The sequence below is a fragment of the Halomonas cibimaris genome, from assembly GCF_055379665.1.
On record NZ_AP043828.1, the window covers coordinates 2,330,418 to 2,346,157 of the forward strand.

The 15,740-nt window shown below is 63.7% G+C and carries 13 protein-coding genes; 10 read left to right on the plus strand and 3 right to left on the minus strand.

Annotated features, from left to right (window positions below; translation table 11 throughout):
• Positions 1-32 precede the first annotated feature (32 nt).
• The 3 genes from pal to ACZ415_RS10885 all read left to right on the plus strand — a co-directional run bounded on the left by pal (position 33) and on the right by ACZ415_RS10885 (position 2,322).
• Positions 33-611 (plus strand): peptidoglycan-associated lipoprotein Pal, encoded by a 579-nt coding sequence (pal, locus tag ACZ415_RS10875; RefSeq protein WP_344704695.1) that lies wholly within the window; start codon positions 33-35, stop codon positions 609-611.
• Positions 612-687: 76 nt separating this feature from the next.
• Positions 688-1,518: a tol-pal system protein YbgF gene (gene ybgF, locus ACZ415_RS10880; protein WP_344704696.1), complete on the plus strand. Its 831-nt coding sequence runs from the start codon at positions 688-690 to the stop codon at positions 1,516-1,518.
• 42 nt (positions 1,519-1,560) lie between these two features.
• On the plus strand, positions 1,561-2,322 hold the full coding sequence (locus tag ACZ415_RS10885) for a YciK family oxidoreductase (protein WP_344704697.1): 762 nt from the start codon (positions 1,561-1,563) through the stop codon (positions 2,320-2,322).
• Positions 2,323-2,355: 33 nt separating this feature from the next.
• Here ACZ415_RS10885 and ACZ415_RS10890 read toward each other — a convergent pair whose 3' ends face one another.
• Positions 2,356-3,018: an HAD-IA family hydrolase gene (locus ACZ415_RS10890; RefSeq protein WP_344704698.1), complete on the minus strand. Its 663-nt coding sequence runs from the start codon at positions 3,016-3,018 to the stop codon at positions 2,356-2,358.
• The gene (ubiG, locus tag ACZ415_RS10895) at positions 3,015-3,752 is read right to left on the minus strand and encodes a bifunctional 2-polyprenyl-6-hydroxyphenol methylase/3-demethylubiquinol 3-O-methyltransferase UbiG (RefSeq protein WP_344704699.1); all 738 of its coding nucleotides are present in this window, start codon (positions 3,750-3,752) and stop codon (positions 3,015-3,017) included. Before ubiG ends, ACZ415_RS10890 begins: the two co-directional genes overlap by 4 nt.
• A 96-nt stretch (positions 3,753-3,848) precedes the next feature.
• Here ubiG and ACZ415_RS10900 point away from each other — a divergent pair, with 96 nt between their 5' ends.
• From ACZ415_RS10900 to msrA, 6 genes are all read left to right on the plus strand, one after another.
• Positions 3,849-4,745: a UTP--glucose-1-phosphate uridylyltransferase gene (locus ACZ415_RS10900; RefSeq protein WP_344704700.1), complete on the plus strand. Its 897-nt coding sequence runs from the start codon at positions 3,849-3,851 to the stop codon at positions 4,743-4,745.
• A 2-nt stretch (positions 4,746-4,747) separates the two neighbouring features.
• Positions 4,748-6,031, plus strand: coding sequence for a nucleotide sugar dehydrogenase (locus ACZ415_RS10905; protein ID WP_344704701.1), 1,284 nt, complete (start codon positions 4,748-4,750; stop codon positions 6,029-6,031).
• Between the two features lie 69 nt (positions 6,032-6,100).
• Positions 6,101-6,757 carry a hypothetical protein gene (locus ACZ415_RS10910; protein WP_344704702.1) on the plus strand — a complete coding sequence of 219 codons (657 nt, stop codon included), beginning with the start codon at positions 6,101-6,103 and terminating at the stop codon, positions 6,755-6,757.
• Positions 6,758-6,799: 42 nt separating this feature from the next.
• On the plus strand, positions 6,800-8,722 hold the full coding sequence (gene tamA / locus ACZ415_RS10915) for an autotransporter assembly complex protein TamA (protein WP_344704703.1): 1,923 nt from the start codon (positions 6,800-6,802) through the stop codon (positions 8,720-8,722).
• An 8-nt stretch (positions 8,723-8,730) separates the two neighbouring features.
• Positions 8,731-12,825 carry an autotransporter assembly complex protein TamB gene (tamB, locus tag ACZ415_RS10920; protein WP_344704704.1) on the plus strand — a complete coding sequence of 1,365 codons (4,095 nt, stop codon included), beginning with the start codon at positions 8,731-8,733 and terminating at the stop codon, positions 12,823-12,825.
• Positions 12,826-12,847: 22 nt separating this feature from the next.
• On the plus strand, positions 12,848-13,459 hold the full coding sequence (gene msrA / locus ACZ415_RS10925) for a peptide-methionine (S)-S-oxide reductase MsrA (protein WP_344704705.1): 612 nt from the start codon (positions 12,848-12,850) through the stop codon (positions 13,457-13,459).
• 35 nt (positions 13,460-13,494) lie between these two features.
• On the opposite strand, the gene can is transcribed toward msrA, so the two are convergent.
• Positions 13,495-14,142, minus strand: coding sequence for a carbonate dehydratase (can, locus tag ACZ415_RS10930; RefSeq protein WP_344704706.1), 648 nt, complete (start codon positions 14,140-14,142; stop codon positions 13,495-13,497).
• 211 nt (positions 14,143-14,353) lie between these two features.
• Here can and gorA point away from each other — a divergent pair, with 211 nt between their 5' ends.
• Entirely contained in the window at positions 14,354-15,736 is a 1,383-nt protein-coding gene (gorA, locus tag ACZ415_RS10935) for a glutathione-disulfide reductase (RefSeq protein ID WP_344704707.1), read from the plus strand.
• Positions 15,737-15,740: the final 4 nt, after the last annotated feature.

A 15,740-nucleotide genomic window follows, 5' to 3' on the forward strand; every position in this document is an offset into this window, starting at 1 on the left:
GCCTTATCAAACTGTAGCCCAGGAGTGACACCATGTTTGCATCCATGCCTTCGCTAACGCCGCTGGCCCGCTCGCTTGCCGCGGCGCTGGCTATCGCGGCCGTGGCCGGCTGCTCTACCGGCGCGACCCAAACGGGGGCGTCCGGTAACGCCACCCATGATGACAGCGCCTACGGTGGCAGTGCCCAGAGCACCGCTGCCGGCACTGCAGGCGCCGGCACCGGCACCGGCAGCCAGTACGGTTCAGGCACCGGCGCGGTCGGTCAGCAGGCTGATGCGCGTATCCCCGAGGTACGCACTATCTATTTCGACTTTGACCGCGATACCATTAAAGACGAATACGAATCCGTGGTCATGGCCCATGCCCGCTATCTGCGCGCCAACGACGACACCCGCATCATCCTGAAAGGCCACACCGATGAACGCGGCACGCGTGAATACAACCTGGCGCTGGGCGAGCGCCGGGCCAACGCCGTCAAGCGTTTTTTGCGCGTGCAGGGCGTTTCCGGCTCCCAGGTAAACGTGGTCAGCTATGGAGAAGAGCGCCCGGCAGCGCGCGGGCAGGGGGAAGCCGCCTATACCAAAAACCGCCGCGTCGAGTTCACCTATTAAGCGAGCTTAAGACGCGGCGCCAAAGCGCTTAGCGTTCAGGCCTTTTGGCCGTTTCTTATCGCGCCCAGGAGCCTTCATGAAACCAAGTCATCTGTCGATGCGACCACTGCACTGCCTGATGCTGGCCGTTGCCGTCTGGCCGGTATGTACCCTGGCCCAGCAGCCGGCGGCCCAGCATCTTTCCGGCTCGCCGGACGGGTTTTACGACCAGACCGAAACGCGCCGTTCGCCGGGCAGCCTGGTGCTTTTCAATCAGATACAAGAGCAGCAGCGCGAACTAAAAGAGCTGCGCGGCGGCATTGAAGAGCTGCGCCACGCGTTGGAAAAGCTGCGCCGCCAGTCGCAAAAGCGCTATCTGGACCTTGATCAGCGGCTGGCCAACACCACCGGCGCTGGGGCTGCGGCGTCGCAAGAGGCATCGACAACCTCAGAAACATCGGCAAACGAGGCGTCCGCGCCAGACGCACAGGCCAAAAGCGACGCGGCCGGGCAAAGCGATCGCCCAGCGCAGAGCAGCCAGGCGGCTGACAAGCAGGCGCAAAAGGCGTATCAAACGGCTTTTGCCCACGTTCAAGCCCGAGAGTTTGATCAGGCCATTACCGCGTTTCAGCAGTTTGTCAGCGACTATCCGGATACCCGGCTGACGCCCAACGGCTATTACTGGCTGGGGGAACTGTATGCCGCAGGTGATCAGCTGGACGCCGCCGACCAGGCCTTTACCCGGGTGATCGAGCAGCACACCCAGAGCAGCAAAATGCCCGATGCCATGTATAAGCTGGGCTTGATGAAAGCGCGGCAGGGAAACATCGAGCGCAGCCGCGAGCTGCTTGAGCAGGTTCAGCAAGACTATCCGCAGAGCAGCGCCGCCGGGCTTGCCAGCGACTATTTGCGCCAATCGGCCGATTAAGGCGCGCCGTTTTCAAGTACTGCCTATCGTTTAAGGATTATTATGCACTGTCACATCGACTACCGGCCGGCAGCGGATCTGCTGCAAGGGCGCACGATCCTGGTGACCGGGGCAGGGGACGGCATCGGCCGCGCCGCGGCGCTGGCCTATGCCCGCCACGGTGCCACCGTTATTCTGCTGGGCCGCACCATTGCCAAGCTGGAGAGTACCTACGACGCCATTGAGCAGGCCGGCGGGCCACAGCCGGCGATTTTCCCGCTCAACCTGGAAGGAGCCACCCACAGCGACTATCTAGATATGGCCGAAACGCTTTATCAGGAGTTTGGGCGTCTGGACGGCATTTTGCACAATGCCGGACTGCTGGGTCGCATCACGCCTTTCGAGCAGTACAACCCCGAGCTCTGGGCGCAGGTCATGCAGGTCAACGTCACAGGCCCGGTGTGGATGACCCAGGCGCTGCTGCCGCTGCTCAAGGAATCCAGCGACGCCTCGGTCGTGTTCACGTCTTCCGGGGTGGGGCGCAAGGGGCGCGCGTACTGGGGAGCGTATGCGGTGTCCAAGTTTGCCACCGAAGGCTTTATGGAAGTGCTGGCCGATGAAATGGAAAATCAGCACGCCATTCGCGTCAATACGCTAAACCCCGGGGCTACGCGCACCCAGATGCGGCGCACCGCGTTTCCCGGCGAAGATCCAGAGGCGCTGCGCACGCCTGACGATATCATGCCCACCTACCTGTGGCTGATGGGCCCGGACAGCCAGGGCGTCAGCGGCGAAAAGATCGACGCTCAGCCGCCGCGCCAGTAGCACCGGCGCCGGCTCGGCGCCGGCGCCTTCGCGCTATGCGCCGCTCAGGGCTTTTACCAGGGCCGCGCAGTCGTCAAACCAGAGATCTGCCGGCCACTGGCGGTAGTCGTCCTGTTCGTCGATGTAGCCGTAGCCCACGGCGACGGCGGTCATGCCTGCGGCTCTGGCGGCTTCCATATCGCGCAGGTGGTCGCCGACGTACCAGCAGTCTTCAGGCTTTATTGCCAGCTGCCTGGCGGCTTCCCACAGCGGCTCCGGGGCAGGCTTTTTGACCGGCAGATCGTCAGCGCACAGCAGCGCGCCGGGGCGCAGGGCCAGCGTTTCGATCAGCGGTGCGGCGTAGCGCCGGGGCTTGTTGGTGACAATTCCCCAGGGGCGCCGCTCGCGGTGCCAGCCGGCAAGCCAGAGATCCAGCGGTGCAAAAACCCGGCTGTGAATGGCAAGCGCCTGCTCATAGGCTGCCAGCAGCACCGCGCGTGCGCCATCGTGGGCCGGATGATCAGCGCCAAGCCCCAGCGCCAGCGTCACCAGGGCGCTGCCGCCGTTGGATACCTGGCCGCGAATGACGTCAAACGGCAAAGGATCAAGGCCGTGATAGCGACGCAGCGCGTTGGTGGCAGCGGCGAGGTCCGGGGCGGTATCCACCAGCGTGCCGTCGAGGTCGAAAAGAACGGCTCTGGGCAGGGCAGGCCTCACGCCTCGTCTTCCTGTTTACGGCAGGCCATCATGTAGTTGACCGAAACATCGCGCGGCGCCAGCCGGTAGCGCCGGGTCAACGGGTTATACGTCAGGCCGGTCTGTTCGCTGACGTCCAGCCGGCTTTGCCGGCACCAGGCGGCCATTTCCGACGGGCGAATGAACTTGGCGTAGTCGTGCGTGCCCCGGGGCAGCAGGCCGAGAATATACTCGGCGCCGACAATCGCCAGCGCTCGGGCCTTGGGCGTGCGGTTCAGCGTCGAGAAAAATGCCTGCCCACCCGGACGCAGCAGGCGGCTGCAGGCGGCGATGATGGATGCCGGGTCGGGCACGTGCTCCAGCATTTCCATGCAGGTCACCACATCGAACTGACCGGGCATTTCCTCGGCGAGCGCTTCTACTGCCACGTGCCGATAGTCAATACGCACGTCGCTTTCCTCGGCGTGGCGCCGCGCGGCTTCCAGCGGCGCTTCGCCCAGGTCGATCGCCGTCACTTGCGCCCCGCGGTGGGCCATCGACTCGCTCAGGATGCCGCCTCCGCAGCCCACGTCCAGCACGCGCTTGCCGGCCAGTCCGGCGCGGGCGTCGATAAAATCCAGCCGCAGCGGGTTGATGTCGTGCAGCGGCTTGAAGTCGCCCTCGCGGTCCCACCAGTGATCGGCCAGCGCTTCAAACTTGGCAACTTCCGCGGCGTCGACGTTGCCGCGCGGGGCATCCTGGGTTTTGGCGTGCATGTAGCGCCTCCTTGTGGGCAGTGTGTCGTGTATGATGATCATTCTACTCACTCACGGACCGGAAAGCATGACCGGTAAGCACGATTAAGGACCGCTATGATTCGCAAGGCTGTACTGCCCGTCGCCGGATTCGGCACACGTTGTTTGCCCGCGTCGAAGGCGATCCCCAAGGAGATGATCACCGTGGTCGATCGCCCGGTGATCCAGTATGTGGTGGAAGAAGCCATAGCGGCCGGTATCAGCGAGATTGTGCTGGTCACCAGCGCCAGCAAAAGTGCCATCGAAAACCACTTTGACACCCACGCCGAGCTTGAGGCCAGCCTGGCGGCCAAGGGCAAGCAGGCGCTGCTGGAAAGCATCCGCGATATCATTCCTGACGACGTTAATATCATCAGCGTACGCCAGGGCAAGCCGCTGGGGCTGGGGCATGCCGTGCTCTGCGCGCGCCCGGTCATCGGCGACGACGAGCCCTTTGCCGTGCTGCTGCCGGACGTGCTGGTCGATGAGGCCGAGCGCGGCGGCGCAGCGGGCAGCGATCTGTGCGGCATGCTGGCGGCGTTCGAGCACAGCCGCCAGGCCCAGCTGATGGTGGAAGAGGTCGACTGGGCACACGTCGAGCGTTACGGCATCGTCGCCCCGACAGGCACAATACCGGCCCCCGGCGCGGCCGCGGCGGTAGCCGGCGTGGTGGAAAAGCCCGCGCGTGAGCAGGCGCCGTCGAATCTGGCGGTGATCGGCCGCTATGCGCTGCCCGGCGAAATTTTCCCGCTGCTGGCGGCCACCGCGCCCGGCGCCGGCAACGAGATCCAGCTGACCGACGCCATCGAGTCGCTGCGCCGCCGTCGCGGCGTTCAGGCCTACCGCATGCAGGGCGTCACCTATGACTGCGGCCAGCCGCTTGGCTATCTGGAAGCCACGCTGGCCTACGGGCGTCGTCATCCGACGCTGGGCGATGACGTTTGCGCCCTGATGGCGCGCTACCGGGGAGCATAGCCGTGCGAGTGCTGGTGTATGGCAGTGAACTCAGTGCGGCCACCGCAGCGGCGGCGTTGGCCTGGGTAGGGCACCGGGTCACCTGGCTGCCCCATGCCGATCAGCCCTGGTCCACCTTGCGAGACGCCGACTGGCTGCGCCGGGAGCCCCAGCTTTTCGCTCAGCTGGAGCAAAGCCTGGCCAACGGGCACCTTGCCCTGGTGGACAGCGTCGAATCCCTTCCCGCCGTGGACACGCTCTGGCTTGGTCTTTCTCCTTCTCAGCGCGAAGACGCCGGGGCGCTTTTGCGCCAGCCGGCGGTTCACGGCAACGAACGGCTGATGCTGGTCAATAACGCCACCTTTCCCGTGGGCGAAACCGAGCGTTTGGAGCAGTGCCTGGGCGCCCCCCACATCGGCGTGGCCCTGCCCGACATGCTGGAAGAAGGCCGCGCGTGGGCGACGTTTACCCGGCCCACGCGCTGGCTGCTGGGCTGCGACGACCCTTACGGTGAGCGCCAGGTGCGCGAGCTGCTGCGCGCCTTCAACCGGCGCAGCGAGGTATTTCAGCGGATGCCGCGCCGCGCCGCTGAGCTGACCAAGCTTGCGATCAACGGCATGCTCGCCACTCGCATCAGCTATATGAATGAAATTGCCGGCCTGGCCGATACCCTCGGCGTTGACGTTGAGCACGTGCGCCAGGGCATGGGCGCTGACACGCGCATCGGCTTTGAATACCTTTATCCGGGCTGCGGCTTTGGCGGGCCAAGCTTTTCCCGGGATCTGATGCGGCTGGTCGACGTGCAGTCCTCCAGCGGACGCGCCTCGGCACTGCTCGATCGGGTCATGGACATCAACGAGCAGAAAAAAGAAACCCTGTTTCGCAAGCTTTGGTCGCATTTCGGCGGCGAGCTGCAGGGCAAAACCATCGCGATCTGGGGGGCGGCGTTCAAGCCGGGCACCGCACGCATCGACCACGCCCCGGTGCTCACCCTGCTTGAAGCCCTCTGGGCCCAGGGAGTGCAGGTCAGGCTGCACGATCCCGCCGCGATTCCCGCGCTGCTCGATGCCGTCGGTGAGCGTGATGACCTGACGACATTCACCGCAGATCCGTACCAGGCGTGCGACGGTGCCGACGCGCTGATGCTGGTAACCGAGTGGAAAACCTACTGGAACCCGGACTGGCACCGCCTGGCCTGCACGTTACGCGCTAAACTGGTACTGGACGGGCGCAATATTTATGATCCCGGCTTTGTTGCAAGCTGCGGGCTTTTTTATCGGGGTATTGGCCGGCGTGCAGATCCCTGAAGCGGTGTTTGCGACCTGTTGACGCCCGGTTATTTCATGAAAAGCGCACCATGGCCGTAAGGAGTGCCCATGTCAGATGCCTCTGCCTTTTCGCGCATCGTCCCTGACGTTGATCAGAGCCTGAGTTCCCAGCACCTGCGGCAGCGCCCGCCCAAGCCGCGCCTGTGGCCGCTGTGGCTGATGATCGTCACGCTGACGGCAGCCACGGTGGCGTTAGCCGGCGGCGCCTGGCTGGAGCGCGAGCGGCTGTTGGGGGAGCTGGAGCGCGTGAGCGGCGAAGTCTCCAACCTGCACGCGCGGCTGGCCGCGGATGACAGCGATGTACAAGACAAGATAGCCTTGGTACAAGCGCAGGTACGCACGCTGTTCCAAGAGCAAGAGCAGCTCTCAATGCGCTTTAACGCCACCCGCGACGAGCTGCTGACGCTGATCCCGGCAAGCGATGACAGGGTCTCCGCCGATGCCATTGAAGCCCTGCTGACGCAGGTGAAAAAGCAACAAGAGGCGGCCGGCCTGCGAGATGATCAGCTAACTGCGCTTAGCGAATCGCTTGCGGCGCTGGAGCGCAGCGCGGAAAGCGAACATCGGCGGCTCAGTGAGCGCATGGAAACGCTTTTCGCGGACGCAGGCACCTTTCGCCAGCGGCTTGATACGCTGGAAAACGAAGTGCGCCAGCTACGCCAGTCGCAGCTGGCGCTCAGCGCCCAGCTGGAAATGCTGCGCTAGCCGATGCGCGCCTGACCGATCAGAACACCCAGGATACCCGTGATGGAACCACCCCCCCACCGCCATAATGCCGGCCGGATTGCGCGCTATGCAGCGCTGCCGCTGCTTTGTGTTGCGCCGCTGGCGTTTGCTCTGGATACCGCTATCGACGGTGTTGAAGGCGAGGTCAAGGCCAACATCGAAGCGTATCTGCAAAACATAGAGGCTACCGAATACACCCCTGAGCGTTTGGCCAGCGAGATCAAGCGGCGCAGCGGCGAGGCCATGCGCGTGTACGGCTATTATGAACCTGACATCAGCGTCACCGTGGATACAAAGGGCACGCCCGCACAGCCGAAGGACCGTCCCGGCCAGCAGGATGATAAAAAGCCGGGCGGTAAAAAAAGCGTGCGCATCAAGGTGGCCCCCGGCGAGCAGGTCCGAATTGAAACCCTGGCGATTCATCTGGAAGGCGACGCTCGCAACGACCCGCCGTTTCGCCGCGCGGTGGAGGCGTTTCCATTGGCACAGGGAGATCCGCTGCGCCACGCCCCGTGGGATACGCTAAGCAGTCGCCTTTCGGCAAAGGCGCTTGAGCGCGGCTATTTCGATTGGCGTTTTGCGCAGCAGCGCATGGAAGTGCGTCCGTACCGGCAAAGCGCGCGGCTGTATCTGGATTTCGACAGCGGCCCGCGCTATCGCTTCGGCGAGGTGGTCATCAGCGGTAGCCATATTCAGCCCGATCGGCTTGAGGCCATACGCACGTTTGCGCCGGGCGAGCCGTATCTGGCGCGCTCGATTGCTGAATATAACCAGCGCCTGGCCGAAACCGGCTGGTTCGGCTCGGTCACGGTGCGCCCCCGGCTGGATAGCGCTCAAGAGCTGGCCATAACGCCGGCGTCGCAAGGGCAAAGCTGGTGGCATCAGGCCACAGGCAGCACCGCCGCCAAAACGCAGCAGCTCGCACGTAGCGCGCTGGGTAGCGCGATGCAACTACATCGTCGCCGCAATACCCGCCTGCCGATTGATGCCGTGGTGACCCCGGCCAAGCGCCACCAGTTCGAAGCCGGCGTAGGCTATGCCACCGATGTCGGGCCGCGCCTGCGCTTTTCCTGGGATCAGCCCTGGATCAACCGCTACGGCCACAGCCTCAACCACGATCTTTACCTGTCGGGCCCCGAGCAGCGTTTTTCCGGCGTCTACGAAGTGCCGCTGGCCAACCCGCTGCGCGACAGCTACCGCCTGCAGTACGGCATTAAAAACCGCGACGACGGCGATACCAACTCCCTGGAAGGCACCGTGGAGCTGGCCCGCCGCTGGCAGTTCGACAACGACTGGGTACAGTCGGTGTATCTGCGCACCACCTATGAAGACTTCACCCAGGGCGGCGAGAGCGAAAAAGTCCTTATCTACTATCCCGGTATTCAATGGACGCGCACCCGCACGCGCGAGCAGCGCTTTCCCGTCTGGGGGGATCGCCAGCAGCTCTCGCTTGAGTATTCGGATACGGCCTGGGGCTCGGACGCGCAGTTTTTCCGCCTGACCGGCGATACCCAGTGGATTCGCACGCTGGGCGAGAAAAATCGCTTTGTGGGCGGTCTTGGCGTCGGCGCCATCGAAACCGACGACTTTGCCATGATTCCCCCGTCGCTGCGCTTTTTCGCCGGCGGCGACAACAGCGTGCGCGGCTACTCCTATGAAAGCCTGGCGCCGCGCAACGACAAAGGAAAACTGCGCGGCGGCCAGCAGATGGTGACCGCAAGCGCCGAATATCAGCGTAACGTCACCGGCAACTGGTGGGGGGCCGCCTTCGTTGACACCGGCGACGCCTTTGACAGCTGGGCCCCGGATGATCTGAAAACCGGGGCCGGGCTGGGCGTGCGCTGGGTCTCGCCGGTAGGGCCGGTGCGCTTTGACGTGGCCCACCCGTTTGACGATGACGACGACAGCTGGCGAATCCACTTCTCCATCGGACCGGAATTTTAGGAGGCGTAGTGCCTGATACTTCCCCCACGCCGGCCGGCCGCCGGCGGATGAACGGCAAACAGCGCCTCGGCGGTTTTGCCTGGGCGCTGCTGCGCCTTTGTTTTTGGCTGCCGCTGTGGCTTTTGGCCTTGCTGATGCTTGTGCTGGGGCTGGTGCTTGCACCGTTCGGTACCGGCTTTTTGCTTTCCCAGGCAGAAAAACGCGACCTGATAAGCGTCGAGCAGCACCAGGGCGGGCTGCTCGACGAGTTTCGCCTGCAGGGCTTTGCCATGGACGCGTTCGGCGTGCAGGCTCGGATCGACGAGTTTGAGCTGGCCTGGGCGGATGACTGCCTGCTTTCCGGCCGGCTGTGCCTGAATACGCTGCGCGTGGCAGGCGCGGACATTCGCTTGTCTCCGTCGGACAACAGCGCACCCCCGCCCGAACCGGAAAAGCGGCCGGCATCGGCCGGCGCAGTAGCCCTGCCGTTTCCCGTGGCGCTGCGCCAGCTGGTGCTCGACGACGTCAGCGTGCAGCTGGGTAACGGCACTCGCCTGAGCTGGGCGCATTTCGAGACCGCGGTCAACGCCGAAGGCAACCAGATCACGGTATCGCCCACGACGTGGGACAAGCCCCGGCTTTATTTGCCGCCCAGCCCCGGCGTACGCTTGACCCGGAACGTGGATACCCCGCTTTACGCCGAAGGCATCGATGCCGCACTGGCGCTGCAAAAACCCTCGAAAGCGCCGCCGAATACCGGCGAAGACGCATCAACAAAAGCGCGACCTCTTGATGAAGCCCTTGCCGCGCGTACGCCCATCGAGCTGCCGGCGATACAGCTGCCGATCAACGTCGCACTGGAGCAGCTGGCGGTCGACGACTTTGTCGTCAGCGGCGCGGCGGCCTACACGGTCAACGAACTGCGTTTAGGGCTTGAAGGCAACGGCGATGAGCTAACGCTCACCCGGTTCAATCTGGTCACGCCGGATGCCCGCGCCCGACTGGACGCAAGTACCACGCTGAGCCGCACCTATCCGCTGTCGGCCGACTTGCACGTCGTGCTGTTTTTGCCCGAGCTGATGCCTGAGCTTAGCGGCGAAGAGCTGACCCTTGGGCTTTCCGGGGCGCTGGACGACCTGCACGCCGAACTCAACGCCAGCGGTACGGTCAACGCAAGCTTTACCGCCAATGCTAATCTCCTGGCCCCGACCGTACCGTTCGAGCTGCAGGTGCAAAGCGAGTCGCTGCAGTGGCCGCTGCCGCCCCGCGGCGCCGAGTCCGGCCCTGCATCTGAATCGGCGCCGCAGTTGCAGGCCACGCCGTATCGGCTGCGCTCGCTGGATCTTTCCGCCAGCGGCAGCCTGGATGGCTACCGGACGAAACTGACGTTTCAGGCCGAAGGGCCAAGCGTGCCGCCAACGAACGTAGCCCTCACCGGCAGCGGCGATATCACGCATTTTGCCTGGGCGCCGCTTGAAGTGGACACCGGAGACGGCCGCCTGCAAAGCCGCGGCCGGGTCGAGTGGCTAACACCGTTCAATGCCGAGGCCACCCTGGCGCTGGAGGACATCAATCCGCAGACGTTTGTTGAATCGCTGGAAGGTCGACTAAGCGGCAGCGCCGAATTCAACCTGCGCCAGACAGGCGATCAGTGGACGATTAACGTGCCGGGGATCAACGTTGACGGCACGCTGCAGGGCTATCCGCTGACGCTCGACGCCGCGCTTGACGCCGACAGCCGCCTGAACATGAACATTCGCCGGCTGGCGTTTGCCCAGGGCAACAACCGGCTGACCGCCAGCGGCCAGGTAAGCCAGGACGCGCTCGACCTTGACGCCGATATCAATCTTGGCGAGTTGGAAAGCATTTCTACCGAGCTGGCCGGCACGCTGACCGGGGCTGTCACCGCTCGTGGCAGCGTGTCCGCGCCTCAGATCCAGGCCGACCTGCGCGGCGATGCCCTCCGTTTTGCCGGCAACCGGCTGCGCCAGCTGCGCCTCGATGCCGAGGTGCGCGGCATCGATGATCCGGCGATGGACATAGCGCTCGAGCTTGCCGACCTGCAGGCCGGCGGCCAGTCGCTGGAAAACGTCGTGCTTGAGCTTGCCGGCAAGCTCTCAAAGCACCGGCTGACGCTGGATGCCCGCGGCGGTGAAGGCAACGACATGCTGAACCGGGCGCGTCTGGCGCTGAACGGCGGCCTTGATCAGGCGCGCAGCCGCTATCAGGGCACGCTTTCCACGCTTCGCGCGGATGCCAGCGCCGGTGACGTGCGCCTGGAAGCGCCGCTGGACATTCGCTACGCCATAAACACCGGCGAGGCTCGGCTGTCGCCGTTCTGTTTGCGGCGTGCCCAGGGTGGCGCGCTGTGTTCATCCGAGCCTTTGACGGCCTCGGCGGATAAAGGGCAGGCGGCTTTCGCTCTGCGCGACGTGCCCATGGATGCCGCCGAGCCGTTTTTGCCCGACGGCTGGCAGCTAAGTGGCGATACCACCGCAGATATCGAAGCGTCCTGGTCGGCGGGCGGCGAGCGCTTTGCCGCAAGCGGCCAGGTGCGCAGCGACGCCTCGATCACGGCACGCAACGACTACGGCCAGCCGGTGGAGCTGCCGCGGCTGACCCTTGACGCCAACCTCAGCGCCGATACCGCGCAGGCGGGGGGCAACGTGACGCTGTCTTTTGCCGAAGCCGGCGAGGCCCGGCTGGACGTCACCGTGAACGACCCGCTGGGGAGCGGTAGCCTGAGCGGGGCGCTGGCGCTGGACGATATCTCGCTGACTCCCTACCGGCCGCTGGTGGTGGGCATGTCGCAGCTGGCCGGCCGCCTTGACGGCCGGATCAATATCGCCGGCTCAACGCAAAACCCCGACCTGCAAGGCGCGCTGCAGCTCACCGGAATCAACGTTGCCGGACCGGATATTCCGGTCACCGTCCCGGACGGGGAAGTCAAGGTGTCGTTCAACGGCGAACGCGGCACTATTGACGGCTTTCTGGCCGCCGAGCGCGGGCGCTTGAACATCAGCGGCGATGCTGCGTGGCCCAGCGGCGATGCCTGGCGGGTCAACGTCGATCTTGACGCGCCCTCGCCGCTACGGGTGGCGCTGGCGCAGTTTGGCCGGCTGGAAGCCTCGCCGGATATTCGCATTCGGATCAATCCCGAGCGGCTGCAAGTGCGTGGCGACGTCAATGTACCCTGGGCGCGTCTGGAGGTTGGTGAGATCCCCGCATCGGCCACAACGCCCAGCGCCGATGAGGTCATCATCACCGAGCGCGAAGACGAGAAAGCCAAGCGCCGCGCCGAAAAGCCTGATACGCCAAGCGCCGCCGACGAGCTGCAAAGTGCCGGCATGGCCACCGACGTACGCCTGACGGTGACGCTGGGCGAGGATATGCAGCTGGCCGCCTACGGGCTGGAATCGGGCCTTGCCGGCTCGCTGGAAGTGCGCCAGGACAACGGCGGGCTGCAGCTTTTCGGCGATGTCAGCCTGGTGGACGGGCGCTTCAAGGCATTCGGCCAGGATCTGTTAATCCGCCGGGGCAAGATCTATTTCAGCGGGCCGCCGGGGCTGCCGTCGCTGGATTTCGAGGCCATCCGCAACCCGGAGGTCACCGAAGATGACGTGGTGGCCGGGGTGAAGGTTACCGGCATTGCCGCCGAGCCCAATATTGCCATTTTTGCCGAACCGGCCATGAATGAAACCCGGGCACTGTCCTATCTGCTGCGCGGTCGTGCGCCGGACGCCTCCGGCGGCGGCGTGGACACGGCGCTGACGACCGCTCTCATCGGTATGTCCCTGGGGCGCGCCGGCGGCGCGGTCGGCTCGGTAGGTGAGGCGTTTGGCATTGATGATCTGACCCTGGATACCACCGGCGCCGGCGAGAGCAGCCAGGTCGCGGTAAGCGGGCAGCTCAGCGACAAGCTGCGGGTCAGCTACGGCGTCGGGATATTTTCACCGATTGCCGAGCTCACCCTGCGGTATACCCTGTGGCGCGACCTGTACCTGGAGGCCGTTTCCGGGGCCAATCAGGCGGTCGATCTGATTTATCAGTTCAGCCGCGAGGGCAATCCGAAAACGCTGCAAAACAACGGCAGAAGCGACACAATCCAGCCCAAAAGCGACTGAAAAAGCGAAGGAGTCAAACGCCATGACGTTATTTGCCGGCGCCCTGAAGGGGCGCGATACGCCGATCAGCACCAGCGACACCCATGCGGTCAACGGCCGCTCGCTGCATCCGCCGTTTCCTCAAGCGTGCGAGGTCATCGTGCTGGGCATGGGCTGCTTTTGGGGTGTGGAGCTGCTTTTCTGGCAGCAGCCGGGCGTGTTTGTCACCGCCGCCGGCTACGCCGGTGGCCAAACGCCCCATCCAACCTATGAAGAAACCTGCACCGGCCGCACCGGGCACGCAGAAGTGGTGAAGGTGGTGTACGACCCTGCAGTCGTCAGCATCGACACGCTGCTGAAAACGTTTTGGGAAAACCACGATCCCACCCAGGGCAATCGGCAGGGCAACGATATCGGTTCGCAGTATCGTTCCATTATTCTGACCACACGTCAGGCCCAGAAAAACGCCGCAGAGCAAAGCGCGGCGGCGTTTCAGGCCTCACTTAGCGCGGCCGGGCGCGGTGACATCACCACGGAAATTCGTCCGCTGGCGCAGTTTTACTACGCTGAGGGCTACCATCAGCAGTATCTGGCGAAAAATCCCGGCGGCTACTGCGGCCTGAAAGGAACCGGGGTGCGCTGTCCCACGGCCTAGCAGACACCGCCGGGCGGCAAGCGGGCAGGGCGGCGTCATTCGCTGGGATGCAAACGATCAATGCGGTAGAGGGTTTCAACCTGATCCAGGCCGGAAACGGTGCAGTTGAGGTTTTTTACCCGTCCGTCGCTGAGCCCGTAGACCCAGCCGTGAACCGCGACGTCTTCACCGCGCTGCCAGGCCCGCTGCAAAATCTTGGTGCGACATAGGCTGTTGACCTGCGCTTTGACGTTAAGCTCGCACATGCGATCCACCTGTTCGGCGGCAGGCAGGTGGTCCAGCGATTCGCGATGGCGGTTGTACAGTTCGCGTACCGAATGCAGCCAATAGTCCACCATGCCGCATTCACCGCCTTCAATCGCCGCTTTGATGCCGCCGCAGCCGTAATGCCCAACGATCAGGACGTGCTTGACCTTGAGCACGTCCACTGCGTATTGCACAACGGATAGCGCGTTCATGTCGGTATGGTTGAGCAGGTTGGCCACGTTGCGGTGGACAAACACTTCCCCCGGCGGCAGGGCAATAATCTGGTTGGCGGGTACCCGACTATCCGAACAGCCGATCCACATGTAGTCGGGGTTTTGCTGGCGAGACAGGCGAGCAAAATAGTCGGGGTCTTCTTTACAGATATGCTCGGCCCATTCGCGATTATTATCCAGAAGGTGATTTAGCGAGTCTGGCATGAAAGTCTCGGGTCGTATTTCCGTCGGTGGGTGATTGACAAAACGTCACTCGGTCAGCGATTGAAAGCGCGCAAGCCGCGGGCGTATGGCGCCCGGAAATCCCGTGACGACACTCGCCTGCGCTGCTAGCGTATCAGCACGTATGACGGCCGGATCGGCACTCGCCACGCTACCGTTTATCATTGACAGTGCTTTTGCACAGGAGCCCATAATGGCAGATGCAGCATCCTATGAGTATGACCTTTTTGTTATCGGTGCCGGCTCGGGCGGCGTGCGCGCGGCGCGCACAGCCGCCGCAGAAGGCGCGCGTGTGGGAATCGCGGAAGACCGCTACCTGGGCGGTACCTGTGTCAACGTGGGCTGCGTGCCAAAAAAGCTGTATTCCTATGCCGCGCATTTTCACGACAGTTTCGACGATGCGGCAGGCTTTGGCTGGGAGCTGGATACCCCGGCCCGGTTTAACTGGGCCACTCTGCGGGAAAACAAAAAAGGCGAAATAAAACGGCTTAACGGTATCTACCAGCATCTTCTGGATAAAGCCGGCGTGGCCTTGTTCAACGCGCGAGCCACGGTGGTCGATGCGCATACGGTCATGCTGGTAAGCGACCAGGGCGAACAGCATATTACGGCTGCGAAAATTCTAGTGGCCACCGGCGGCTGGCCTTGGGTGCCGGACTTTCCCGGCTGTGAGCACGTCGTCGACTCCAACCGAGTTTTTGATCTGGAAACCTTTCCCGAGCGTTTTCTGGTGCTGGGCGGTGGCTATATCGCCGTGGAGTTTGCCAGCATCTTCAACGGCCTGGGCAGCGAGACGCATCTGATTTATCGGCGTGATCTGTTTCTGCGCGGCTTTGACCACGAGGTGCGCGCGTTCACGCGAGACGAAATGCAGCGCAAGGGCACCCACCTGCATTTCAACGTCAATATCGCGCAAATCGACAAAAGCGAAAGCGGCTATCGCGTAACGCTCACCGACGGCAAGGTGCTGGAAGTGGACGCCGTGCTCGCCGCCACCGGACGCCATGCCAATATCCAGGGGCTGGGGCTTGATACGCTGGGGATTACCCTCAACGCGCACGGCAAGATTCCGGTCAACGAGCGCTTTGAAACCGCAGTCCCGTCAATACTTGCGCTGGGCGATGTCATCGACGGCCCGGAATTGACCCCGGTGGCGCTGGCCGAGGCCATGCAGCTGGTGGCCAGCCATTTTTCCCAGAGCGCACCGCAGCCGCTGGATTATTCAAGCATTCCTACCGCCGTATTCTGCCATCCCAACATTGCAACCGTAGGCCTGTCTGAAGAAGAGGCCCGCGAACGGCACAGCGATATTCGCGTTTATGCCACGAACTTTCGCGCCATGCAGCATACGCTGTCCGGCAGCGGCGAGCGCACACTGATGAAGCTTGTGGTAGACGATGCCACCGACGTGGTGATCGGCGCGCACATGGTCGGCGACAGCGCCGGTGAGCTAATTCAGGGCATCGCTATTGCCGTACGCGCCGGCCTCACAAAAGCCGACTTTGACCGCACCGTGGGCATTCATCCCACCAGTGCCGAAGAGTTTGTCACGCTGCGTACTCTAAGCCGGCGCTGAACTA

Excerpts from the sequence above, each read along its gene's own strand:
- pal (WP_344704695.1), top strand. The coding sequence starts at position 33 with ATGTTTGCATCCATGCCTTCGCTAACGCCGCTGGCCCGCTCGCTTGCC.
- ACZ415_RS10900 (WP_344704700.1), top strand. The coding sequence starts at position 3,849 with ATGATTCGCAAGGCTGTACTGCCCGTCGCCGGATTCGGCACACGTTGT.
- tamA (WP_344704703.1), top strand. The coding sequence starts at position 6,800 with ATGGAACCACCCCCCCACCGCCATAATGCCGGCCGGATTGCGCGCTAT.
- can (WP_344704706.1), bottom strand. The coding sequence starts at position 14,142 with ATGCCAGACTCGCTAAATCACCTTCTGGATAATAATCGCGAATGGGCC.
- ubiG (WP_344704699.1), bottom strand. The coding sequence starts at position 3,752 with ATGCACGCCAAAACCCAGGATGCCCCGCGCGGCAACGTCGACGCCGCG.
- ACZ415_RS10910 (WP_344704702.1), top strand. The coding sequence starts at position 6,101 with ATGTCAGATGCCTCTGCCTTTTCGCGCATCGTCCCTGACGTTGATCAG.
- ACZ415_RS10885 (WP_344704697.1), top strand. The coding sequence starts at position 1,561 with ATGCACTGTCACATCGACTACCGGCCGGCAGCGGATCTGCTGCAAGGG.
- msrA (WP_344704705.1), top strand. The coding sequence starts at position 12,848 with ATGACGTTATTTGCCGGCGCCCTGAAGGGGCGCGATACGCCGATCAGC.
- gorA (WP_344704707.1), top strand. The coding sequence starts at position 14,354 with ATGGCAGATGCAGCATCCTATGAGTATGACCTTTTTGTTATCGGTGCC.
- ybgF (WP_344704696.1), top strand. The coding sequence starts at position 688 with ATGAAACCAAGTCATCTGTCGATGCGACCACTGCACTGCCTGATGCTG.